The 22,279-nt window shown below is 63.4% G+C and carries 21 protein-coding genes; 11 read left to right on the top strand and 10 right to left on the bottom strand.

Annotated elements, in window-relative coordinates:
- Positions 1–93 precede the first annotated feature (93 nt).
- Positions 94–1,116, top strand: coding sequence for a methyltransferase (locus tag Pan44_RS19665; RefSeq protein WP_145032646.1), 1,023 nt, complete (start codon positions 94–96; stop codon positions 1,114–1,116).
- 314 nt (positions 1,117–1,430) lie between these two features.
- Here the strand turns inward: Pan44_RS19665 and Pan44_RS19660 are convergent, their stop codons facing one another.
- Positions 1,431–3,314, bottom strand: coding sequence for a GTPase (locus Pan44_RS19660; RefSeq protein ID WP_145032643.1), 1,884 nt, complete (start codon positions 3,312–3,314; stop codon positions 1,431–1,433).
- A 213-nt stretch (positions 3,315–3,527) separates the two neighbouring features.
- Here Pan44_RS19660 and Pan44_RS19655 point away from each other — a divergent pair, with 213 nt between their 5' ends.
- From Pan44_RS19655 to Pan44_RS19640, 5 genes are all read left to right on the top strand, one after another.
- Positions 3,528–3,929: a DUF5658 family protein gene (locus Pan44_RS19655; RefSeq protein ID WP_145032640.1), complete on the top strand. Its 402-nt coding sequence runs from the start codon at positions 3,528–3,530 to the stop codon at positions 3,927–3,929.
- A 338-nt stretch (positions 3,930–4,267) separates the two neighbouring features.
- Positions 4,268–4,408, top strand: a complete 141-nt coding sequence (locus tag Pan44_RS27505) for a hypothetical protein (protein WP_197453494.1) — start codon at positions 4,268–4,270, stop codon at positions 4,406–4,408.
- A 131-nt stretch (positions 4,409–4,539) separates the two neighbouring features.
- On the top strand, positions 4,540–4,833 hold the full coding sequence (locus Pan44_RS19650) for a hypothetical protein (protein WP_145032637.1): 294 nt from the start codon (positions 4,540–4,542) through the stop codon (positions 4,831–4,833).
- 125 nt (positions 4,834–4,958) lie between these two features.
- The gene (locus tag Pan44_RS19645) at positions 4,959–5,756 is read left to right on the top strand and encodes an alpha/beta hydrolase family esterase (RefSeq protein ID WP_145032634.1); all 798 of its coding nucleotides are present in this window, start codon (positions 4,959–4,961) and stop codon (positions 5,754–5,756) included.
- 12 nt (positions 5,757–5,768) lie between these two features.
- On the top strand, positions 5,769–6,935 hold the full coding sequence (locus tag Pan44_RS19640; RefSeq protein ID WP_231754108.1) for an alpha-amylase family protein: 1,167 nt from the start codon (positions 5,769–5,771) through the stop codon (positions 6,933–6,935).
- Positions 6,936–7,258: 323 nt separating this feature from the next.
- On the opposite strand, the gene Pan44_RS19635 is transcribed toward Pan44_RS19640, so the two are convergent.
- The 4 genes from Pan44_RS19635 to Pan44_RS19620 form a co-directional block, all read right to left on the bottom strand.
- The gene (locus tag Pan44_RS19635; protein WP_145032631.1) at positions 7,259–8,191 is read right to left on the bottom strand and encodes an alpha/beta hydrolase fold domain-containing protein; all 933 of its coding nucleotides are present in this window, start codon (positions 8,189–8,191) and stop codon (positions 7,259–7,261) included.
- 67 nt (positions 8,192–8,258) lie between these two features.
- Positions 8,259–10,358 (bottom strand): polyphosphate kinase 1, encoded by a 2,100-nt coding sequence (gene ppk1, locus Pan44_RS19630; protein ID WP_145032628.1) that lies wholly within the window; start codon positions 10,356–10,358, stop codon positions 8,259–8,261.
- 172 nt (positions 10,359–10,530) lie between these two features.
- A complete protein-coding gene (locus Pan44_RS19625; protein WP_145032625.1) occupies positions 10,531–10,947 on the bottom strand; it encodes a cytidine deaminase in 417 nt (138 codons plus the stop codon).
- A 2-nt stretch (positions 10,948–10,949) separates the two neighbouring features.
- On the bottom strand, positions 10,950–12,131 hold the full coding sequence (locus Pan44_RS19620; RefSeq protein WP_145032622.1) for a glycine C-acetyltransferase: 1,182 nt from the start codon (positions 12,129–12,131) through the stop codon (positions 10,950–10,952).
- A gap of 357 nt (positions 12,132–12,488) precedes the next feature.
- Here Pan44_RS19620 and Pan44_RS19615 point away from each other — a divergent pair, with 357 nt between their 5' ends.
- The gene (locus Pan44_RS19615) at positions 12,489–12,992 is read left to right on the top strand and encodes a thioredoxin domain-containing protein (RefSeq protein WP_145032619.1); all 504 of its coding nucleotides are present in this window, start codon (positions 12,489–12,491) and stop codon (positions 12,990–12,992) included.
- 252 nt (positions 12,993–13,244) lie between these two features.
- Here the strand turns inward: Pan44_RS19615 and rpiB are convergent, their stop codons facing one another.
- Both rpiB and Pan44_RS19605 read right to left on the bottom strand, forming a co-directional pair.
- Positions 13,245–13,748: a ribose 5-phosphate isomerase B gene (gene rpiB, locus Pan44_RS19610; RefSeq protein ID WP_145032616.1), complete on the bottom strand. Its 504-nt coding sequence runs from the start codon at positions 13,746–13,748 to the stop codon at positions 13,245–13,247.
- Positions 13,745–14,878: an arsenate reductase/protein-tyrosine-phosphatase family protein gene (locus Pan44_RS19605; RefSeq protein WP_145032613.1), complete on the bottom strand. Its 1,134-nt coding sequence runs from the start codon at positions 14,876–14,878 to the stop codon at positions 13,745–13,747. The genes rpiB and Pan44_RS19605 overlap by 4 nt, the downstream gene beginning before the upstream one ends.
- 176 nt (positions 14,879–15,054) lie before the next feature.
- Here Pan44_RS19605 and Pan44_RS19600 point away from each other — a divergent pair, with 176 nt between their 5' ends.
- Together Pan44_RS19600 and Pan44_RS27500 are read left to right on the top strand one after the other, a co-directional pair.
- A complete protein-coding gene (locus Pan44_RS19600; protein ID WP_197453493.1) occupies positions 15,055–16,371 on the top strand; it encodes an alkaline phosphatase family protein in 1,317 nt (438 codons plus the stop codon).
- 196 nt (positions 16,372–16,567) lie between these two features.
- Positions 16,568–16,705 carry a hypothetical protein gene (locus tag Pan44_RS27500; RefSeq protein WP_197453492.1) on the top strand — a complete coding sequence of 46 codons (138 nt, stop codon included), beginning with the start codon at positions 16,568–16,570 and terminating at the stop codon, positions 16,703–16,705.
- 56 nt (positions 16,706–16,761) lie between these two features.
- On the opposite strand, the gene Pan44_RS19595 is transcribed toward Pan44_RS27500, so the two are convergent.
- From Pan44_RS19595 to rsmA, 3 genes are all read right to left on the bottom strand, one after another.
- Positions 16,762–17,535, bottom strand: coding sequence for an enoyl-ACP reductase FabI (locus Pan44_RS19595; protein ID WP_145035109.1), 774 nt, complete (start codon positions 17,533–17,535; stop codon positions 16,762–16,764).
- 121 nt (positions 17,536–17,656) lie between these two features.
- Positions 17,657–18,895, bottom strand: a complete 1,239-nt coding sequence (locus tag Pan44_RS19590) for a cysteine desulfurase-like protein (RefSeq protein WP_145032607.1) — start codon at positions 18,893–18,895, stop codon at positions 17,657–17,659.
- A 46-nt stretch (positions 18,896–18,941) separates the two neighbouring features.
- Entirely contained in the window at positions 18,942–19,868 is a 927-nt protein-coding gene (rsmA, locus tag Pan44_RS19585) for a 16S rRNA (adenine(1518)-N(6)/adenine(1519)-N(6))-dimethyltransferase RsmA (protein ID WP_145032604.1), read from the bottom strand.
- 416 nt (positions 19,869–20,284) lie between these two features.
- Here rsmA and Pan44_RS19580 point away from each other — a divergent pair, with 416 nt between their 5' ends.
- The gene (locus Pan44_RS19580; protein ID WP_145032601.1) at positions 20,285–20,824 is read left to right on the top strand and encodes a hypothetical protein; all 540 of its coding nucleotides are present in this window, start codon (positions 20,285–20,287) and stop codon (positions 20,822–20,824) included.
- A 121-nt stretch (positions 20,825–20,945) separates the two neighbouring features.
- Entirely contained in the window at positions 20,946–22,061 is a 1,116-nt protein-coding gene (locus Pan44_RS19575; RefSeq protein ID WP_145032598.1) for a formylglycine-generating enzyme family protein, read from the top strand.
- Positions 22,062–22,279: the final 218 nt, after the last annotated feature.

Raw genomic sequence — 22,279 nt, 5'->3', positions numbered from 1 at the left:
TTCCCCTTGCCCGATCGGGCGCTCTTGGGCATAAGTCTGAATCGTCGCGCGAGGTCTGCGCGACGATCCAATTCATGGCCCCAGGATTGCTCGATGGAAACGATGTCGCCGAATGACCTCATGAACCGGATGATCACCGGCTACTGGTCGACCCAGGCAATCTACGTGGCCGCAAAGCTGGGGATCGCCGACCTGGTGGTGTCCGGGCCGCGCACGGCGGAAGACCTGGCTCGATCGACCGGAACCCACGCCCCCTCGCTGTACCGGCTCCTGCGGGCCCTCGCCAGCATGGGCGTTTTCGCCGAGGACGCCTCGTCGATGTTCGGGCTCACGCCGCTCGCCGAATGCCTGCGAAGCGATCTGCCCGGCTCGCAGCGGGCACTGGCGATCATGAGCGGTGAAGAGCACTACAAGGCCTGGGGCGAACTGCTGTACAGCGTCCAGACCGGAAAGATCGCGTTCGACAGACTCTACGGAATGCCCGTCTTCGAGTTCCTGTCGAAGAATGTCGAGCAGGCGAAGGTGTTCGACGCCGCGATGGTTGGCGTTCATGGCCGCGAAACGTCCGCCATGACCGATGTCTACGATTTCTCCGGCATGCGTGTCCTGGCCGATATCGGAGGCGGAAACGGCAGTCTCCTCGCATCAGTCCTGCAGAAGCATCCTTCTCTTCGCGGCTTACTGTACGACCTCCCCGGAGTCGTGGATCGGGCCAGGGACAGTCTCAAGGCCTCCGGCGTCGCTGATCGGTGTGAGGTGATCGGCGGCAGCTTCTTCGAGTCCGTGCCCCCCGGGGCCGATGCCTACCTGATGCGTCACATCATCCACGACTGGGACGATGAAAAGTCGCTGGCGATTCTGAGAAACGTGCACCGCGCCATGAGCTCAACGGCCCGCCTGCTGCTGGTGGAGGGAGTGATTCCTCCCGGCAACGATCCCTCTTTCGGAAAGCTGCTCGACCTGACAATGCTGACGATCCCCGGCGGCAAGGAACGCACCAGCGCCGAGTACCAGGCGCTGTTCGAGGCCGCTGGCTTCGAACTCGTCCGGATCGTGCCGACGGCCGCCGAGGTCAGCGTCATCGAAGGCCGGAAACGGGAGACGGCCAGCGTCTGAACCGCGACAGAAACACCGCAACGCGACGGCCGTTCGGTCCGCCGCGAACCGCGCCCATCGCTGCCTGCAATCGGCATTGCCGCGATCCCTGAGGCCGCATACGCTCACGTTTGGAGTCGCGATGAGCGCGACTCGCACTCAAACAGGAGACGACCATGGGGAAGGGCGACAACCGGCAACAGAACGACAAGAAGAACAAGAAGCCGAAGCAGGACAAGAAAAAGTGAGTTCCTGGCGTCGTGTCCTGAACGCCCGCGGGTTTCAGGACGCGACGGGTCACTCGTCAGACGCACCGTCCCTCACGCGACCATCGGTCACTGTGAAGCTCTCCGCGACGTGCTCTCCGCCGCACTCAGTTCGGCGACTGCGGACTCCAGTTCCCGGAACTCCTGGCTTCCGGTGACACGCGCGGCCATCTGGAGATCCTGCGGCAACGTTCCGAGTAACTGCTGCTGCAGCAGCGACGCCAGCCACGCCGCACGCCGCTGGGTGAAGGCGTTCTCCAGCTGCCGGAAGCGTGCTTCAAAATAGCCCGCGCCCGTTCCGGCCCCCGCACTGAGCACTGTCTCTCCAACCGCGGCTGCGACCGTCCCGCCGGCCACATCGCCGGCAAAGTGCATCACCCCCTGAACCGCCGCGTCGGCGAACACGGGCGTGATCGCATGCCCCACTGGACCGAATCCCGTGACGAACAGGATGACGCTCGTCGCCGGCCGTGCGGCCGCGGCCACCGCATCGAGCCTGCGCACGGCTTCGTAAGCAGTGGGGCTGTCCGTACGAAAACTTTTCAGTTCCGAATCGACGAGCGTCCGCAGTTCGGCCTCGAAATCGATCGACTGATGGGCCTCGCGAATCTTCGCGATCAGGTCGACGCGGGACGCGCCCGCGAGCATCGACTGCAGCCGGGGCTGAAGGAGCGGGTTGCCCAGTTCTGCCAGAACGGTCAGCCGGTCGTAGACCGACTCGACCGCCGTCAGGATCGCCCCCCATTCCCGCTCCCGGTAGTGATTGAGCATCGGAACGGCAGGGCCCTGGAGGACGTCTTTCAGCTTCCGGACAGGCCAGGCGATGCTGTTCCCCACCGCGTTGTAGAAGCCATGAACTTTTCTCGACCAGCCCTCGCGCTGCTCGCGCCACCAGCGGCGAAGCTCCCCGATCACGGCAGCCGCCGGGACCACCGGCCACTCCCGGATCTCAGCGAGCTTGTTCGCGGAAAGCAGTTCTCCCGCACCGCGGAATTCCTCGCATCGGCGTCGCGCCTCCGTGAGATAACCCGGCACACCGTCCACGCGGTCGACCACCTGCCGCACGCTGCCACGCAGAGCCCGCCATTTCACCTCTTCAAACCGCGTCTCCGAGAGATCCTCGAGCAGACTGCGCGGATCGGTCGTGACAGCAGAGGCCTCAACCGGGCCGGCAGGCCACTCCCGCACGTAGAACGGCAACGCGTTCGCCTCCGCTGCCCGTCTGTCGTTTGGCGCCAGGTAGACGGCTTCCGGATGGACGCCCGTTTCGCGGCAGAAGGTCTCCACCCACAGCGGCCAGTACGCCTCGTCCTCCGGCATCAGGAGCTGGTTCAGGACAACAATGATCGCCTTGTCCTCGGCCGCGGCCTTCCGGAAGAACTCCTTGACGGCCGCATCGTTGTATTTCTGCTGCGTCAAAACAGCGATCAGCACATCCGCACACTGCCGGACATGGTCGGCCCGGTCCCAGTTCACCCGCGCATCGCTGTCGATGTCCGGCGTATCCAGGACCAGGAGATTCGATCGCATCTCCGGCGATTCGCGCCAGAAAAGCCGATGGACGGCATCATCGCGCAGGGCGTCCTCGGCCCGCTCCCACGGCGTCACCTCAAAACCGGCGAACAGTTCGCCAAGGTCGTGTCGCTCTCCGAAGCCGGCCGGCGCCAGACAGGTCGGATGACGCGTGCCAGACGCCAATGGCGACGTCGCACTGGCCCGAAACCCGGCCACGTGGTTGAACACCACGCTCTTCCCGATGTTCGTCCCGCCGACGACCGCCGCAATCAGAAACGACTCGTCGCCCAGCTGCGGACGCAGCTTCCGCGTGAGGACTTCGTACCATTCCCGGCCGGAGAGAGGCTGCAGCTGCAGGGCCTTCGATGATGCTTCGAACGCCTGCAGGGCGCGGCATAGGCGGGCCACGGCGTTGGCGACGGACGAGTTGGAAGACATTTTCGTTCGCACGCCGCGTCGCGGCTGACGTAGTTCAGGCAAAGGCAAGGTCGTGAGACGCGGACAACGTCCGGTTACGACACGACCAAAACAGCTTTGTCAGTCATTCGTCCGAAGAACGCAAATGCTTGGACGAAATCGGGACGGTTTGCGGTGGAGTCGGTGAGCACGACCTGGTGTCGCGACGGATTGGAGGCGTCCATAATGAACGACATGAGTGATTCACCCCCGAGGAAGAATCCGGTCCGGTCGATCTACCGGCTGCTGACGTCGCACCGCCCCATGGAGCACGAGACATCGCTGTTCCTGCTCGTCAGTTTCCTCGATTTTTTGATGACGTACTGGATGATCTATCCGCGCGAACACGGTCCGCGATTCGGAGAGTCGAACGCCGTCGCCAACTGGTTCCTCAGCGGTTGGGGCATCCGCGGTCTCCTCTACTTCAAGGTCGGCATCTGCGTGTTCATCGTCCTGTCGACGCAGGTGATTTTCCTCCGTCGTCCACAAGTGGCCAGGGGGATCCTCTGGCTCGGAATCGCGGTCACGGCTCTGACCGTCGTCTACAGCGGAGCGCTCTACATCCGTCACGCCGCCCCGCCAATCGCCCTCGAATAGAACGGCCAACGTCAAACCGACTCGACTCTGAAATGCGGCAGCCGAAAGCCGTGGGCCAAAAAAAGAGCGTCCCACCGGGCCAGGCGGGACGCTCAAAATTGGCGGGAACAAGAGCGGGCTAACGCTTGCTCGACCGCCAACAACATCGTAGGCGAACTATTCGGGTCTGCAAGCGCGATCTCGCGAGTTTTTCCGTCGACAAGGGTTCCCCCTGCGGGCCGTGTTCGCCGCAGGCTCCTCCCCGGAAACGAGTTACACTTCCTATTCCGCCGGTCCGGCTTCTTGTGTTAACAACCCGCTTCGCAGTTTCCGCCGGACGATCGTATGGAGTGCCAGACATGACTCGACGCAGCTTCGCGTGCATGTGCGTGCTGCTCCTCGGCGTCCTCGCGGGGTGCAACTCACTGCAGGGCGACGCCCAGGTGTCGCGCGACCAGTGGGAGCCCCCATTGGGCCCGGCAGCCACTGCGGAAAAGTAGAATCTCCCTCGCCGCAGGACGCGGCTCCCGGGAACAAGACCCCTTTCACCCAACCGGCCATGCAAGGATGCAGGCTTTGTGTCTGGCTCGTCGCCGCGTGCCTCCTCCAGGGGTGCGAGGTTGGGCGCACGATGTTCCAGATGGACAGCAACTCGGGCCAGCCGTTCTTCGGCGTCGACCTCCTGCGGTCAAAGACCGCCCAAAGCACCGCGCGGCCGAATCCAGATGCGTCCAAAGTCGTGACCCAGGTCCGCAACGGTCCGACATCCTCCGTCAAGCCGGTCGTCAAGGTGGCCGAAGCCCGATCCACCGAGCCAACCCTGCTCGAACGCCTCAAACTCAAGCGCCCCCCGGAGAGAATCTCCCTCTCGCTGTCCGAGGCCGAAGAGGAAACGGTTGAAGGGCCGGTGGAAGAGTTCCGCTAGAACGGCTGCACCTCGCCGGGCCCTTGGGAATGCCCATTCTCCGCCATCTCCGGCGGCCCGCGTGATCCTCTGCTAAGCTGCGCAGGGGCCATGCGCCGATCTGATCTCTCTGCGGAGTCGCCAACATGACGCCGTTGTTCCTCGTTCTCGTTCTCGCCGCCGACCCCAACCTGGCGGCCGTCGAACTTCAGGTCGATGGCGTCACCCGCGAGGCGCTGATCGCGATCCCCGAGGGAGCTTCCAGCGCGAAGCCCGCGCCGGTGGTGTTCGCATTCCACGGCCACGGCGGAACCATGCGGAACGCCGCACGGACGTTCGCATTTGAGAAGGCCTGGCCGGACGCTGTCGTCGTCTACATGCAGGGGCTCAAGACCGCGACCCTACGCGATCCTGCCGGTGAACGGCCCGGCTGGCAGAACCTTCCCGGTCAGCAGGGCGACCGCGACGTCAAAGCCTTCGATGCCTTCCTCGCACACGTGAAGTCAAAGACGTCGATCGATGACAACCGCATCTACGCCACCGGCCATTCGAACGGCGGCGGCTTCACCTACGCTCTGTGGGGAGCCCGGCCGGATCTCTTCGCCGCAATCGCGCCTTCGTCCGCCAATCCGCCACTCTCAAACTCCCTGAAGCCGCTTCCCGTGTTCCAGGTGACGGGAAAAACCGATGCCATCGTCTCCTATGCCGGCCAGACGCGAACGGTCGACGCCGTCCGACGGATCAACCGTTGCGAGGAAACCGGAAAGAGCTGGGCCACCGACTGCACAGAATACCCTTCACCCTCCGGGAAGCCGGTCATCTGGATGGTGCACGACGGCGGGCACAAATACTCCGCCGATGCCCCTGCGCTGATCGTGCGGTTCTTTAAGGAACAAACCCGGAAGCCAGCGGCGGCGAACGCCGGGACGACGAGCACTCCCTGATTGAGGACAACCGTGACGACGCGAACCACCAGCAACGCTCTCTCCCGACGCGACGCTCTCGCCCGCTGCGCCGCCGGCTCACTCGCCGTCGCCGGCTTTCATTCCCTGCGCTCGGCGGGGGTGGCTGAAGCCAACGACGAGCGTCCGCTCGTTGCTCGTTCGCATGTCGCGATTCGCGGCATCTACGGCGGCTATCCGTCCGCGATTTTCGAGCGAGGCCAGAAGCCCGACGACTATGGCGTAAACGCGGTGTGGATTGGGTCCGGAGGGCTCAACCAGGCGGAGATCAACCGTTGCCACAAACTCGGCGTCAAGGTCTTCGCCGAGTTCAACTCGATGCATCATGCCGCGTTTCTGAAACAACATCCGGATGCCGCCCCGATCGGCATCGATGGAAAACCCTCGCCGCCCCCCGAGGGATGGCAGGGCGTCAGCCCGTTCCACGCAGGGTACCGGCAGGAACGGATGGCCGAGTTCCAGCGCGTCCTCGAGACCTTCGAGATTGATGGCATCTGGCTCGACTATCACCACGCGCATGCGAGTTGGGAACGCGACACGCCGCTGATGCCCGATACGGATTTCTCTCCCGCCGCCCTCGAGCAGTTCGCGAAGTCGACGGGGATCGTGCTGCCGGCGAAGGTTTCTGAGGCGTCGACGCAACTCCTCGGACCACTTCGGAACGCGTGGACCGAATTTCGCTGCAATGTCTTTACCGACTGGGTGCGGGAATACCGCGAGATCCTGAACGCCACCCGCCCCGGAGCACTGCTGGGAACGTTTCACTGCCCGTGGTCGCAGGAAGACTACGACGGCGCGATCCGCCACAAGTTGGCGATCGACCTGCCGGCCCAGGCGAAGTACATCGATGTCTTCAGCATCATGCCCTACCACGCCCGGTTCGGGCATCCGCAGGACGTCTCCTGGATTTCACGACAGACCGCCGCGCTCGGGAAGTTGCTGAACCTGACCGGAGCCCGGAACGAACTGCAGAAGATCTGGCCGATCGTCCAGTTGGCAGACTGGGGCGAGACCGTGAAAGCCGCCCAGGTTCAGGACATCATCGACCACGGGACGCGAAAGCCCTCCACCGGCGTCATGGTCTTCCACTGGTCCGGTGTGTCCAAGCAGTGGGACAAGGTCGACGCGATGGGCAAGGCCTACGAGGCAATCCGCGGATAATTGCGCAACATCTCATGGCGAGTCCGCGTCGCCGTGGCGAATCCTCGCGCGAGTTTTTCGCTCAATCCTACGCGCCCGCTCAACCGCGAGCTCGACGATCAACATGATTAGAAACCCGATCACGGCCGCCCAATAGGGATGCCTCGCAGCCGCGGCCAGAACTCCCGGTCCGGAAAGAACGGTTCCGATAGCAAGGACCGCGATCACGAAGTGCGAGAGCAGACTCGCCAGATCGATGGTGCAACTGCGGGTGGACAGCAGCCATCGAGGGGCGAATCCAGGCTTCAGCCGTAGAAGCCGATGAAGCCACGACGTGTGAGAGTTCACTTCCGCGGGCCCGAAACGGCCGGCTGCAGATTCTGAAACAGGAAACTGCTGAGGTCACGGGGTTGATCAGTTCCCGGGCGAATCTCCAGCCCTGGCAGGTCTGCGACCGCAATGCATCCCACCTCGCGACAGCGATCCTGAATCGCCTTGGCGTGCAGCGGATGATGGAGCAGGTGGCCCCGACCCGTCACCGGTCCGCCGGGCCCCTTGGTCGATAGAAACACGGGCGGGTCATCTTTCGAGATCAGGCCGCACATGTCGCAGTCGCTGCGGATCTTCTTCCCCGCCTCGGATTCGAGCTCTGTCCAGGTCGTGAGGCCATAGAACGTCGGCAGCAGAAGTTGCTCGGCGACTGATTGATCGGCCTTCTCGAACAGTTCCTTCCAGCGGGGAATGTCGTACGTGAACTGCGTCGAGTTCGCACCTGCACAGGTCAGACGCGTCGACTCCCGCAGCACAGGATCGGCACTCGCCGGATCGGCCAGATCGTCGTGATAGGCCAGCCACAGGGAGGTCCCGGCCCCGGCCGAGCCTCCGTAAGACGCGAAGCGGGTCTTATCGATGTTCCAGTCGGCCGCCTTCGAGCGCAGGAATTGGATCGCGCGGGCGCAGTCCCGAAGGATCTCCTGAATCGGCGCCGCGCTGCGGTAACGATAGTTGATCGCCGCGAAGGAGATGCCCCGGTCGAGCGACGCCTTGATGATCGAGTCTTTGCGAATACCCGACTTGTCCCCCTTGGAGAAACCGCCGCCATGGATGAACACAATGACGGGAGTCGCCCTCGTCGAGTCGGCCTTCCAGAAGTCGAGCACGTTGCGGTCGTGCGGACCGTAGCTCACGTCCGCATGAGTCGGAGCCGGATTCTCCGCGAGCCCCGGCGCAGGCACAAAGGCGGCGAGAAACGCGAACGCAATCAGGCGAACGGACATGGTCTGCCTTGAAAGGAACCGATGTGTCTGGATCTGTCCGACCGGCCCGGACGCGACCTTTTCGCCGTCACGCCCCTCGACGATGCGGCTCGAATGTCGTTCGTGACTGCTGCTCGGCCGACTGGTTGGCTCGCTTCGCTTCATCATACAGCTTCTGTTGCGAACGGAACGGCGTCCGCTTCCCGGGGACCAGCCGGCGATGCGTTCCGTCCGACAGGAGCTTGCGCGACTTCACGTTGTCGCTGAAGTAACTCTCGAGAATGTTGATGACCTTGTCGCGGCAGGCCGGGTCGATGACCGGCACGAGAAGCTCGATTCGCTTGTCGAGATTGCGCGGCATCCAGTCGGCGCTCGAGATGAACACGCGGTGATCGCCGCCGTGGTGAAAGTGCAGGATGCGGGCGTGCTCGAGAAACCGGTCGATGATGCTGACGACCTCGATGTTCTCGCTGAGCCGCTTCACGCCCGGCCTCAGGCAGCAGATGCCCCGGACATTCAGCCGCACTTCGACCCCCGCCTGCGACGCCTCGTAAAGTGCATCGATGAGAACTGGATCGACCAGCGCGTTCACCTTGGCGTCGATCCGGGCGGGGCGGCCCTGCTGCTTGAACTCCGTCTCCGCACGGATCATTTCCAGAAGCTTGTCACGCAGCCCGATCGGCGCCGCCTCGATCTTGCGATAACGCTGCGGCTGCGAATATCCCGTAATGGCGTTGAAGAACGCCGCCGAGTCGGCGCCCAGGTCGCGATCCGAGCTGAAGAGACTGATGTCGCTGTAGATCCGCGACGTCTGCTCGTTGTAGTTCCCCGTTCCGAAATGCATGTAGCGGACGATGCCATGCGGCTCACGGCGGACAATCAGGCAGCACTTGGCGTGGGTCTTCAAGCCTTTGACGCCATAGATCACCTGCGCGCCGACCTGTTCCAGTTGCCGTGCCCATTCGATGTTCCGGGCTTCATCGAAGCGGGCCTTCAACTCGACGATCACTGTGACATGCTTCCCCTTCTCCGCCGCCAGCATGAGCGCTTCGACGATCTGGCTGTCCCGAGCCGTGCGATATAGCGTCTGCTTGATCGCCAGGACGTCGGGATCTGCCGCCGCTTCCTGCAGCAGCCGGACCACGGGATCGAAGGACTCGTAGGGATGGCAAAGCAGAACGTCGCCCGCCGACAGCACGTCGAACATCGAGGCCCCTGCCGGGATCGCCGGCGAAGGCTGCGGTGGCCACGCCTCATATTTCAACGCATCTGCCGCGGGTCGGTCGGTCAGGCGGAAGAATGCGGAAAGCTCCAGCGGCCCGGGCTGACGGATAATGTCGATGTCGCTGAGACCCAGCGAAGCCCTGAGGAAGCCCTCCAGTTCGGGTGAGGCCTGGTCGGAAAGTTCCAGCCGCACGCAGTCGCCCAGACGCCGTTCATCCAGGAGATTCTCCATCTCTTCCAGCAGGTCGGGGGCCGCGTCTTCACGCAGCGACATGTCGGCGTTGCGCGTCAGCCGCAGCGGTACGCACTCGGCAATCTCCTCTCCCTGGAAGAACTTGCCGACAAGCACCCCGAGAGCATCCTCAAGCAGGATGAAAGCCTGCGCCGCTTCTGACGGAAGTGAGAGGAACCTCGACACGCCGGGACCGCACGGAATGAGAGCAAATCGCGCCGTCTCATCCTCCTGACGCTTCTTCAGCCGCACGCAGACACAGAGCAAGCCGCTCGATACCAGCGGAAAATCGGCCCCAGACGTGACCGCGATCGGGGAGAGGACCGGGAAGACTTCTTCTTCGAAGACCCGCTCGAGGACCGATCGCTGTGCCTTCGACAGGCCTTCGACCCGCAATCGCCGGAGCCCCTGCGTCGACAACTGCTGGTCGAGTTCGTTGTAAATGCGGTGCTGCTCGGCCGTCATCCGCTGGACGCGATCGTGAATCGCGGCCAACTGTTCATCCGGCGTCATGCCCGACGAATCGGGTTTCACACCCCCCTGGGCAACAACCATCTGCAGTCCGCCGACGCGGACGCGGAAGAACTCGTCGAGATTCGACGCGGAAATCGCGAGAAACTTCAGACGCTCCAGGAGCGGGATGGATCCATCGGCCGCTTCATCGAGCACCCGCTGGTTGAACTCGAGCCAGCTCAGCTCGCGATTGATGTACCGGGGGGGAGTCTTCGCCATTTGCCTTCAGTCCGCACAGGGTGCCAGGAACTGAACTGTCGCCGACAGAACGGGTTCCGTGCAACCGCCCGCCCCCATTGAACCCAGCGCGCCCGCCTCCGGGCTCGCCCAGTGAGCCGCCGGTGCTCGCAGCCCATCGGCCCTGCACCTCACACCAGCGCCAACAACGCCGCTACTCACTTTCCCCGAACTCGAACTGCCTCGGCAACAGCACCTCGAGCGTCGTCCGGTCCGCGGAAACCGGCTTGCCGGAGGAGTCGACGTCCACGAGCCACACGGTCAGCCCGCGGGAGAACTCTGACAGGACCTGGCGGCACGCGCCGCAGGGAGCGTGTCCCCCGGTCGTCGTGATGGCAATCTCGACGGCCCGGCGCCGACCCGCCGCGGCCATCTGGGCGACAGCGTTCCGTTCAGCACAGATCGTCAGTCCGAACGACGAGTTCTCGACGTTGCACCCGGCGTATACCGAGCCGTCGTCTGCCCTCACCGCCGCTCCCACCAGGAACTTCGAGTAAGGCGCATAAGCCCGCATGCGCACGGCGGCCGCGGCATTGATGAGTTCGATCGGCGCGGCGGGGTCCTCGAGCATGGTCAGATTCCCAGTTCCTGCTTCACTGCCGCAAACTGCTCGACGGCGAAACGCAGGTCATCCACGGTATGAGCGGCCGACACCTGGGTTCGGATGCGGGCCTTCCCCTGCGGCACGACCGGATAGGAAAAGCCGACGACATACACGCCCCGTTCGAGCATTCGGGCCGCCATCGTCGATGCCAGGGCCGCGTCGCCAATCATCACCGGGCAGATCGGATGCTCGCCCGGCAGCACCGACAGGCCTGCGGCCGTCATCGCCTGACGGAAAAATGAAGTGTTTTCCCGCAGCCTGGAAAGCAGTTCAGGCGACGACTTGATGATCTGGAGTGCCTTGAGAGTCCCCGCGACGATCGGCGGCGCGACGGTGTTGGAGAACAGGTAAGGGCGGGAGCGCTGGCGCAGCAGGTCGATGATCGGCTGGCGTCCGCTGGTGTACCCGCCGCTGGCTCCGCCCAGCGCCTTCCCAAGCGTTCCGGTCAGGATGTCGATGCGATCCATCACTCCGCAGTACTCATGTGTCCCGCGTCCCGAGGCCCCCATGAACCCCACGGCGTGCGAATCGTCGACCATGACGATCGCGTCGTACTTGTCCGCGAGCTCGCAGAGGCCCGCCAGGTTCGCGACGTAACCATCCATCGAGAAGACGCCATCCGTCGCGATCAGGCGAAAGCGTGCCGACGACGCGTCCTTCAGCCTCGCCTCCAGCTCAGACATGTCGTTGTTGCGATAGCGGAAACGCTGCGCCTTACACAGCCGCACCCCATCGATGATGCTCGCATGGTTCAGCTCGTCGGAGATGATCGCGTCCTCTGGGCCGAGCAGCGTCTCGAAAAGCCCGCCGTTGGCATCGAAGCACGACGAATACAGGATCGTATCGTCCGTCCCCAGGAAGCTGCTGAGTTCGTGTTCAAGCGACTTGTGGACTCCCTGCGTGCCGCAGATGAAACGCACCGACGCCAGCCCATAGCCCCATTGGTCAAGTCCGTCGTGCCCTGCCTGGCGAATCGCAGGATGCTGCGCGAGCCCCAGGTAGTTGTTCGCGCAGAGATTGAGCACCTCGCGGCCATCCACCGCGACGTGCCTCCCCTGAGGCGTTTCGATGATGCGCTCTGGCTTGAGGAGACCTGCATTTTGAATGCTCTCCAGCTGCGCAGAAATGTGGCTGAGAAAGCGGTCATTCATCGAACATGAACCAAAAAACAGATTTGTCGCGAAAAAACCGGTTGCTGTCCCAAGGGGCGACAGCACTGTAGTTTGCGAAATTGGCAGTCGACGCAAAGTCTTTACGCACAAGCCACGATAGCGAACTCAAACCAGGTGGAACATTGACAGGCCCCGCGCCCCCCCCCAAAGTGCCCCCCGTCCTGAATGAGTTGAACGAATGTGATGAGCGTTCAACCCGAGGACCGCGCGACGTCCACGACGTCTCGGACCACAACTGGGGAGTGGATCTCGAACTCGAGCGCGAACCAAGAGCCTGCCGAGGACGTGAACGGAGTTTGGCAGGTGTTTACCCGGATGGTATTGAAGGGAGTCAAGATGGTTGGTTGTTTCTTGCTGACGGCGGGCCTGTTCTTCGGTGCTGAAGCTGCTGCTTCCGACACCCCGCACACCGCTGAGTTCGCAAACTATGGCGAAGCCTGGAAGGCCGCCAAGGCCGACAAGCGGCCCATGCTCGTCGTCCTCAACACCGGCGACGAAAAGAAAGACGTTGACGTTCACGGCCTCCGCGACAACGAAAAGCTCTCCAAGGTCCTCGACGAATACGTCGTCGCCCAGATCGACACCACGACCGAGCACGGCCAGAAGGTCCTCAAGAGCTTCGGCTCGCCGACCCTTCCCCGCCTGGTTGTCATCGACAACAAGCAGAGCAAGCAGGTCTTCGCGACCAGCGCGAAAGTCTCGGAATCCAACCTGAAGAACCTGCTCGAAAAGCAGCTCAACTCGAAGGAAGCCACCACCAGCCTGAACCTCGACATGTTCGGCAACCCGAAGCCGGATTGCCCGAACTGCCGCCTCAAGGCGATGGGCCTCCTGAAGTAACAATGCGTCCAGCCTGCCCGGGTCTTGAACCCCGGGCAGGCAATATTGGCCTCGAGTTCTCCCGCATCGCGTGGAGAACACCACAGGCCGCGACAATTCAGCCCCGCGAACACGGCGAGAAGCACGAGATGAGCTCGGCTTTTCGCCGTGTTCTCCATTGGGAATGGCGACTCTCAACGACAAAAGCCCCGCGGCCGCTTCAAAGCGGCCGCGGGGCTTTGTGCATGAATCGACTTGAGAAAACGCGACTCGCTACGTCGCCGCATCAGTGTCTGATTGGCAGCCCGCCCGTTCCGGAGCGTCAGCCGTCAGCCCCAGCACTTTCTCGAGCTGCAGGATCTTCTCGATCCGCCGCTGATGCCGCCCCCCTTCGAACTCGGTCCGCATCCACAGGTCCACGATCCGCCCCAGAAGACGGTCCCCCAGCATGTCGGCCGAAAGGCACATGATGTTCGCGTCGTTGTGCCGACGGCTCATCTCCGCGGTCACATCGTCGTGACACGTGACGGCCCGCACCCCGGGAAACTTGTTGGCCGTGATCACCATCCCCATCCCCGTCCCGCAGATCAGGATGCCCCGATCGACGTCTTTCAACGAGACGGCCCGTGCGACTTTCGACGCAAAATCGGGATAGTCCACGCTCTCGCCTTCACTCGGACCGACGTCGAGCCCTTCGTGGCCCAACTCCGCCAGCTGCGACAGAATCTGCCCCTTGATCCGCACTCCGCGATGATCGCTACCAACGGCGATTTTCATGACCGGCCTGCCCCCCTCTCCTCACCAAGAATCTCGTCGAGAAGTGCATCGAGGTGCGAAGAAATCTGGTCGAGGCATTCGCGATACTCCCGCTCTCCACCACCGATCGGGTCCGCCACGTCGCGGCCTGCCGGACACAGCAGACGCACCTTGTGGGCGAATTCCGGCATGTTCGACACGATCGAATCCCGGTGGGCACGCGTCATTGTGACGACTCTGTCGGCCTGGTCCAGAATCGCCCGCGTCACCATCTGGCTCTCGTGGCCGCGAAGGTCGATCCCATCCTCCCCCAGAATGCCGATCGCTTCCTGGGCCGCCGGTGCTCCGCGCTGGGCGGAAAGCCCCGCCGACATCACCGAATATCCGTGATCAAGCAGGTCGTCGTCCGAGCAGTTCAGCCGACCGGCAAGCTTCCTTCGGCACAGCGATTCCGCCATGGGGCTGCGACAGGTGTTCCCCGTGCAGACAAACAGGATCATCTCCCCCGACATGCGTTCAATCGCCTTTTCTGACAGGACCCCCTCTTCGACGACACGCACGTCAGTCCCCTGGATGCGAACCACCGTCGGACCTTGATCGTAACGCGCCGGTCCATCATCCACGAGCATGTCCACGTGCTGTCCCACGGCCCGGTTCAATTCCGTCGAAGTGGCCCACCGATCGCGGTCCTCCGTCGGTATCGAGACGACCAGCGGCCCCGGAAGATGACGCAGAAGGTTCCGCACGAACTCGTGTCGTGGAACGATGGTCCTCACCGCGCCGTCGCTCGCCAGACGCGATTGGATCGACTCCGGAAGCCCCGCCAGTCGGGCATCACCGGCCAGTCCCGCGAACTCGGCAATGAGCGTCCCCGGCCATGAGCGTCTCAGCAGGCGATGCGGCCTTCCGGAGAACGGCCCCGCCAGGTCGTCCACCGAGGCCAGGTCACGAAACGCCAGGGCTCCCCGCGCCGCCGAAAACCGGGACAGATGTGATTGCGCCCCTTGGAACCGCCAGTCCGGAAGGACGGCCGTCACGTACGACGTTTCAAACGGCAGAGCGACAGGATCCCCCGAGATCAGGGCGTTCGCCACAACTTCAAGCGTGCCAGGAGAATCGCCGAGCGCCTGCAGGTCGATGATCGTCGGCATGGAATCCTGAAGACGACTTTGAATGACGCTGGAAACAGCCCGGTCCCGTGCAGACGGATGACTGGAGAGGATGCGTTATCATAGCTGCCTCGAAGGTGAAGGCGAGAGGCGCATTGCGTCGGTTGCCAGTTCACAGGCCGAAATCGCCCTCCTCTGTTTTGATGAATCCCCACTCCATGCCCCGGACCGTCGTACTCCTTTCCATTCCCGGACTGAGGTCGCGCGATCTCGGCTCGATGCCTCGCCTGCTCGAACTCACGCGAAAGGGGCTGTCGGTCCCCCTCTTCCCCTCATCCCCCGCGGTTAGTTCCTCGGTTCAGGCCAGCCTCACGACCGGCGTCGGCCCGGAGCGACACGGAGTCGTCGGCAGCGGCTTCTATTGGCGGGAAAAAGGGGAAGTCGAAGTCGGGACCGCCTGGAACCAGGCGGTCCAGGCGCCGCAGATCTGGGAGACGCTCCGGCAGCGCGACGCCTCACTCACCTCCGCGCTCTGGTTCGCGACTCTCGCCAAGGGAGCGAAAGCCGATGTCATCTGTACGGCCGATCCCGTGCTCAACCCCGACGGCAGCGACGCGCACTACTGCTACTCCAAACCGCCCGAACTCTACGGCACGCTCCGGGACTGCCTCGGCCAGTTCCCGCGCGGTCGTGTCCAGGAACCGCAGCCCGGCATCAACTCGATCGCCTGGATCGTCGACTCCTTTGTCCAGACCGCCTACGTCGTCAGGCCGCGGTTCAGCTTCGTCTCTCTGCCCTACCTCGACTTCGCGACTCAGAAATTTGGCCCGAACAGTTCCGAAACGTTGAACGCCGTCGCGGAACTCGACATGGCGATCGGAGCGCTGGTCGATGGCTTCACCGCCGCGGGAATCAGGAATAGCGCCTGGCTCGTGGCCAGCGAGTACTGCGTCACTCCCGTCTCGTCGGTCGGGTATCCCAACCGCGTGCTCCGCGAGGCCGGATGGCTGATGCCCGTGTCGCAGGACGGGCATGAGTCTCTCGATTTCCGGGCCACGCCGGCGTTTGCGATGGTCGACCATCAGCTGGCGCACATCTACATCCGCGACGCCGCCGACATCCGCCGCGTGGCCGACCTCTTCCGGAATGATCCAGCCATCGCCCACGTGATGGTCGGTGAACAGCGAACGAAGATCGGGCTGAACCACGAGCGGTCAGGCGAAGTGGTGCTCGTCGCAAAGCCCGATTCATGGTTCGCCGGCGATTGGCAGTTCGACGACACGAACGCTCCCCGCACCAGCAACGCCCGCCCCAGGCCGGGATACGACCCGCTTGAACTGTTCGGCGACCGACAGCACGCAAGAACGACACTCGACGCCACGCTCGTCAAAGGCTCCCACGGCGCCCTCGACAGCGAAGAATCGCGCGAGGGGGTGTTGGTGTCCTCCGAGCCGGCCGACTGGTTCGCAGGAAAAGACGCTGGTATCAGCGACATCGACGTCGCCCGCCTCGTCACCAGCTTATACGGGCCCTGAGCGGCAACGGGCCCTACTGGGCTGCCTGGAATTCCGATTTGACTCCAGCCGCCGGCCTGCCAGGGGTCGTTACAACCGGCGAGTTTGGCATTCCGGTCACGCAGGTCGTCCCAGTTCGACGGACATCCCCTGGAACAGGGCTGGTTTTCCTGCGGTGGCAGTACCATTTCTGCCGTGGGTCCGAGGAAAACCAACGATGCCAAGCGCCCTGATCGACCTCATGCACGCTCTGTATGAGCGCTGGCGAGACGCCACTCCGACCGACTTCCTTACCCTGGGAGTCGCAATTATCGCCATTGGCTGGCTCGCTGCCCGGCTTTCCGCTGAAGCCTGATCCGCAGCGGCTCGAAGGAACCTCCTCTCGGCAGGGGGCATTCCTCCCGTCTCTCGTCAGTTCTTTGATCCATCAAACGGCCGCGTCACGATCGCCTTGTCGAAGTAGTTCGTCGACATCCCGGCATCGATCACCAGCCCCTGGGCATTGATGCCCGATGACCTGGGGCTCAGGAGAAACGCCGCCGTATTCGCGACTTCCTGTGTCTGCACCGCTTCCTTGCGCAGCGTCGCCTGCTCGGCGAACAGGTAGGAGTCGACATAGCCCGGAATGCCGGCCGATGCCGAGGTCTTCAGCAGCCCCGGGCAGACGGCATTGAAGCGGATCTTCGAGAACCCGCTGAACGACTTTGCCAGAAAACAGACCGTCGAATCGAGCGCGGCCTTCACCGGCGCCATGTAGCCGTAGTTCTCCGCCGCCATCCGCGTTGTGGAGATGGAGATCGTGACAACGCTCCCGTGCTCCTTGTCCACGAGGTCGCGCAGCGCGTTGGAAACGGCGATCAGCGAGAAGCAGGAAATGTCCACCGCCTGCAGGAATGCCGACCGCGGCGTTTCATGGAATGGCTTCCAGCCGGCCGAGTAGTCCGCGAAGGCAATCGAATGCACGATGCCCTGCAGCGTTCTTCCATCGGCCGAAAGTGAGTCGCGGAGGGCGTCGATCTCGGCCTGTTTTTCGACGTCGCAGATGTAGATCGGCGCGTCCCCCGTGAATCTGGCCAGCTGATCACGGCGGGCTTCGGAACGCACGGCATAGACGACTTCCGCGCCGGCCTCCGTCAGAACCTGGGCCGTCTGCCAGGCCACGCTTTTGCGATTGGCCACGCCCATCACGAGGATCGATTTGCCGGCGAGTTGAAGAAAGTCGCTCACGAGTCTGTGGAACAAAAGGAAGGGAATCGGACGTCTTGAGACGGTGTCGCCGGCGGAGGCCTTCGACGATCGCAGGGTCTTAACGGTCAAACGACCGCAGCGCCTCCAGCAGGCGGTCAACTTCTGCCTGCGTGTTGTAGTGCAAAAGGCTTAGCCGCAGCGTCCCCCCGGGCTCGAGATCGCAACATTCGCAGAACGAGAGGGCGTAGTGATTGCCGGCCCAGGTGAACAGCCCACGTTCCAGCAGTTGGTCGCACAGTTGTTGCGGAGTGAATTTCGCGTGCGTCAATGAGAATGTCGGCACCCGTTCGTCCCACCGCGAGGAATCGGCGATCCCCCACAGCCTGAAGGTCTTCAGGTCGCGCAGCCCCGACAGCAGACGCTCGCCAATTGTCCGTTCATGAGCCCGGATCCGCTCATAGGCGACATCCAGCCGCTGGCCGCGGAATCCGGCGTCGCCTCCCAGTGAAGCGAGGTAGTCCACAGCCGCAGCGCCCCCCCAGATTGACTCGTGGCTCTGCGTCCCGGTCATCCATTTGCCGGGTGGCCGCGCTGGCGCGGGACGCAGCCTGTACGCCTCCAGCCGCTCCAGATGCTCGAGTCGGCCGTACATCACTCCCAGGTGCGGACCGAAGAACTTGTACGGCGAGCAGACCAGGAAGTCGCAACCGAGTTCGGAAACATTGATCCGTCCATGCGGGGCAAAGTGGACCGCGTCGATGAAGGTCAGCGCCCCCGCGCTCCGCGCAAGCCGGCAGATCTCGGCGATCGGGTTGATCGTCCCCACGGCATTGGAGGCATAACCCACGGCGACGAGCCGCGTCCTGGAATTCAGGCGACTCGCGAGTGCCGCCAGATCGAGCGTGCAGTCGTCGGCATGGAAATCGATGGTGTGAACCACTGCGCCGGCGTCCCGGGCGGCGAGCGTCCACGGAGTGACGTTGGCGTCGTGGTCCAGACGCGTGACGATGATCTCGTCTCCCGGCTTCCAGGTCCGAGAGAGCGCCCGGCTCATGGCGAACGTCAGCGACGTCATGTTCTGACCGGTGTACACCTCCGCCGGATCGGCAGCGCCGAGAAAGTCGACGAACGCCCGATGCGCTTCCTCGATCCGTTCGTCCGCCTCGCGGCTCGTCGGAATCGCGCTACCACGATTGGCATTGTGATTCGCCAGGACGTCAGAGATCGCGTCGATGACCGACTGCGGAACCTGGCTTCCAGCCGCGCCGTCGAAATAGGCCGCCGGATGATCGTTGAACCGCCGGGCCAGCGCCGGAAAACGGGAACGCAGCGAAGCAACGTCGAGTGGAATGGCCATGGAACTGACAGCCCGGGGAGACAACGAAGAGAAATGGGGTGACGCGTCAGCGATCGCCACGAGGTCCGGATCTCGCCGCCAGCGCGTTCGAGAGTCGCACGAGATCCGCAGGCGGCAGATCCTCGGCCCGGCTCTCGGCCGAAACGCCTGCGAGTTCGAATGCCGCATCGACAGCCGGCTTGTCGTGCGTCGCCTTGAACATCGACGCGACAACGCCCCGCAGACGCTTGCGACGCTGCGTAAAGACGTCACGCAGAAACGTATGCAGGAATTCCCGGTCCGCGATTGCGTTCCGCGCCTCGAGGTCCGGATCGATCCGTACGATCGCTGAATCGACCTGCGGCCTCGGCCAGAAAACATTCGGCCCCAGCTTCTTGAGCAGCGTCACTTTCGTCTGGGCCTGCAGCCAGACGGTCAGGGCACTGTATTGGGACGAGCCCGGAGCGGCGGCCATCCGTTCCGCCAGTTCATACTGGATCGTGACGACCATCCGCCTCCACGGCAGCTCGGTGGCGATGAGATTCGACATGACCGGCGTCGCGACGTTGTACGGCAGGTTCGCGACAAGCTTCAACGACTTCAGGCTCCCGGCGGGTCGGGCGTCGAGGGCGGCCGTCACCGCCTCGATGACGTCGGGATTGAAGCGGTTCTTGTTCTTCAGGACGTCGCAGTTGAGCAGGGTCACCTGCGGACGCGATTGGAGCAGCTCTTTGGCGATTTCATGAACCCGGCGGTCGTACTCCACCGTGATCACTCGGTCGGCATCCTTGGCGATTGCGCTCGTCAGCGCCCCCGTGCCCGTCCCGACCTCCAGTACCACGTCGTCCGGAGTGATCCCTGCCTGCGCCACGATGTAGTCGTGCAGGTTCAGGTCGATCAGGAAATTCTGCCCCAGATCGTGTCGGGGATTGGCGCTGTGCCGCTCGAACAGCGACATCAGGTAGGAGCGGGTTTGACGCGGCGGCTCGGACACGGCGCTGGCGGACTTCAGGAAAACGGGAGACCGATAGGTGTCGCTGAGTGTCCCGGCCCCGCCACGAGGACACAACCTTCGCTGACGTCCATCTTTCCCACGACCTCGGCCGCGCAACCCCACATGCAGGAATGGAGGGACAACAGCAACTATGAAGACCAGCGCTCGCCAGACTCAAACCATCCGGACTGCCGCTCTTGAACGGCCGATTCAGGGCCCTGCGCTGCCCCGACAGAATTTCGCACGGAAAGAGAGCCTCAGGACCGCTCCTCATACACCCGCGCCCTCCTTGCTCTCTCCCCCTTCCGGACAATCGGAGCCGGGGCCATCCACACACGGAAACAGCAACGGCCATTCGGGGAATGCCCGACCGGAAACCCCCACCCCGACGCGACTTTCGGGACGCGGGCGGTAGAATGAAGTCACTGAAGTTCCAGGTTCCAGGTGCGCCGATGCCCGTGAATGTCCTCGTCCGCTACGGGCGAATCCCTGAAGTCGCGAAAGTCGTCGCCGACGACCGCCGCGAGCGCGGAGAGCAGGTCGTTGTCCGCACCCACCGCGGCCTCGAACTGGCGACGGTTCTGGAAACCTTGAAACCGTCGCCCGGCGCGAGCCAGGTCGAGTCCGATTTCGTCGTCGTGCGGGAAGCCACCCCCCAGGATCAGTTTGAATTCACCGGACTGGCGACACGCGCAGGCGACGAATTTGACGCCTGGAATCAGCGCATCTGCGACTGGAAACTCGATCTCCAGCTCATCGATCTCGAATGGACGCTCGATCGCGAAAAGCTGATTCTGTATGTCCTGAACGACCGCGGCCCGGAATGCACACGGCTGGCCATCCAGGCAGCGGCCGAAGGCCTGGGGATCGTGGAAGTTCAGCCAGTGTCGGCAACGGGACTGGTTGCGAAAGAATCAGGTGGCGGCGGCTGTGGAACCTGCGGCTGCGGACACTGAGTCACCGGCACGGATCGATGCGTCTTAAACCTCGGGAGATTGTGAATTGAAGGGCGGCATCATCTGGGGCCTGGTTGGATTGAGCTGCGCAAGCCTGCTTGCGGCCGCGGTGTTTGTCCCGATGGACACTCGCCCACGGCGGTCGCGTCCCGCGGTCGAATCTGCCGCGACATCGGAATCGCCGTTGATCGTGCAGGAACCATCGGCGACGCCGGACGGAATGGCATGGATCCCCGGCGGGGAGTTCCGCATGGGGTCGGAAATCCCCGCGCAGGGCAATCCCGATCGCGTCAAGGCGGATGAATTTCCCGCCCACGACGTCGCACTCGACGGCTATTGGATGGATACCGTTGAGGTGACCAATCGGCAGTTCGAGGAATTCGTGAGGATGACGAACTATGTGACGTTCGCCGAAAAAGAGGTCACCCCGGAAGAACTGGCCAGGAGTGGCGTTGACGCGACGCTGTTCACGGACAAGACCATCAAGCCGGGTTCGATGTGTTTCAACCCGGCGTTCAGTGGAAAGGCGCTGATCCTTCAGAAGGAGCAGGCTCCCCTCTGGGAGTATGAAGTCTGGAAGTATGTCGACGGCGCCAACTGGCGGCATCCCGACGGCCCGGACAGCTCCATCGAAGACCGTATGGACCACCCGGTCGTTCATGTGTCCTGGGAAGACGCCGTGGCTTACTGCAACTGGGCCGGCAAGGAACTGCCGACGGAAGCCCAATGGGAATATGCCGCTCGCGGCGGCCGCCAGAATGAGAAATATCCTTGGGGTAGAGAGCGGGAGCCAGGCGGGAAGTATCAGTGCAACTACTGGCAGGGGGCATTCCCCGCCGAACGGCTGAACCTGGATGGGCATCAGGCCACGGCCGCCTCGAAGTCGTTCCCGCCGAACGGCTATGGCCTGTACGAGATGTCGGGAAACGTCTGGGAATGGTGCGCCGATTACTTTGATGACGGGTACTACGCCGTCAGCCCGAAACGCAATCCGCAGGGCCCGGACAAGAGCCACGATTCCCGCGAGCCGCACATCATCAAGCGCGTGACGCGAGGCGGCTCATTCCTCTGCAACACGAACAGCTGCACCGGCTATCGCTGCGCGGCCCGCATGGCGGCCGAGTTCAACTCGGGAACGTTTCACACCGGGTTCCGCTGTGTGGTCAACGCACCGCGCCGGGCCGAGTACGACAAGGCGCAGAAGCGAATCGAAGAGTGGCGCCGCGCCGGCTCCTGAGCGAGAGGCGATCACGGCCGAACTCGACCTGAATGGGTGACTGGAAACTACGTAGCGGCCGGAGGGCCGGACGGCGGAACGTTGCCGGGAATCGGCGGCGGTTTGAGGTTGCTCCCCGCCCCCCGTGCTGTTGGACCGCGATGGAATTCCTGGCACCCGCTATTGCCAGTCACCCGCAGGCGGAATGGCCGAAGTGCCGCTGCGAGACACAGGCCCGC

The organism is Caulifigura coniformis (genome assembly GCF_007745175.1).
GTDB classification, from domain to species: domain Bacteria; phylum Planctomycetota; class Planctomycetia; order Planctomycetales; family Planctomycetaceae; genus Caulifigura; species Caulifigura coniformis.
The sequence above is the reverse complement of the archived record's forward strand: the minus strand, read 5'-3'. Positions and strand labels throughout refer to the sequence as shown.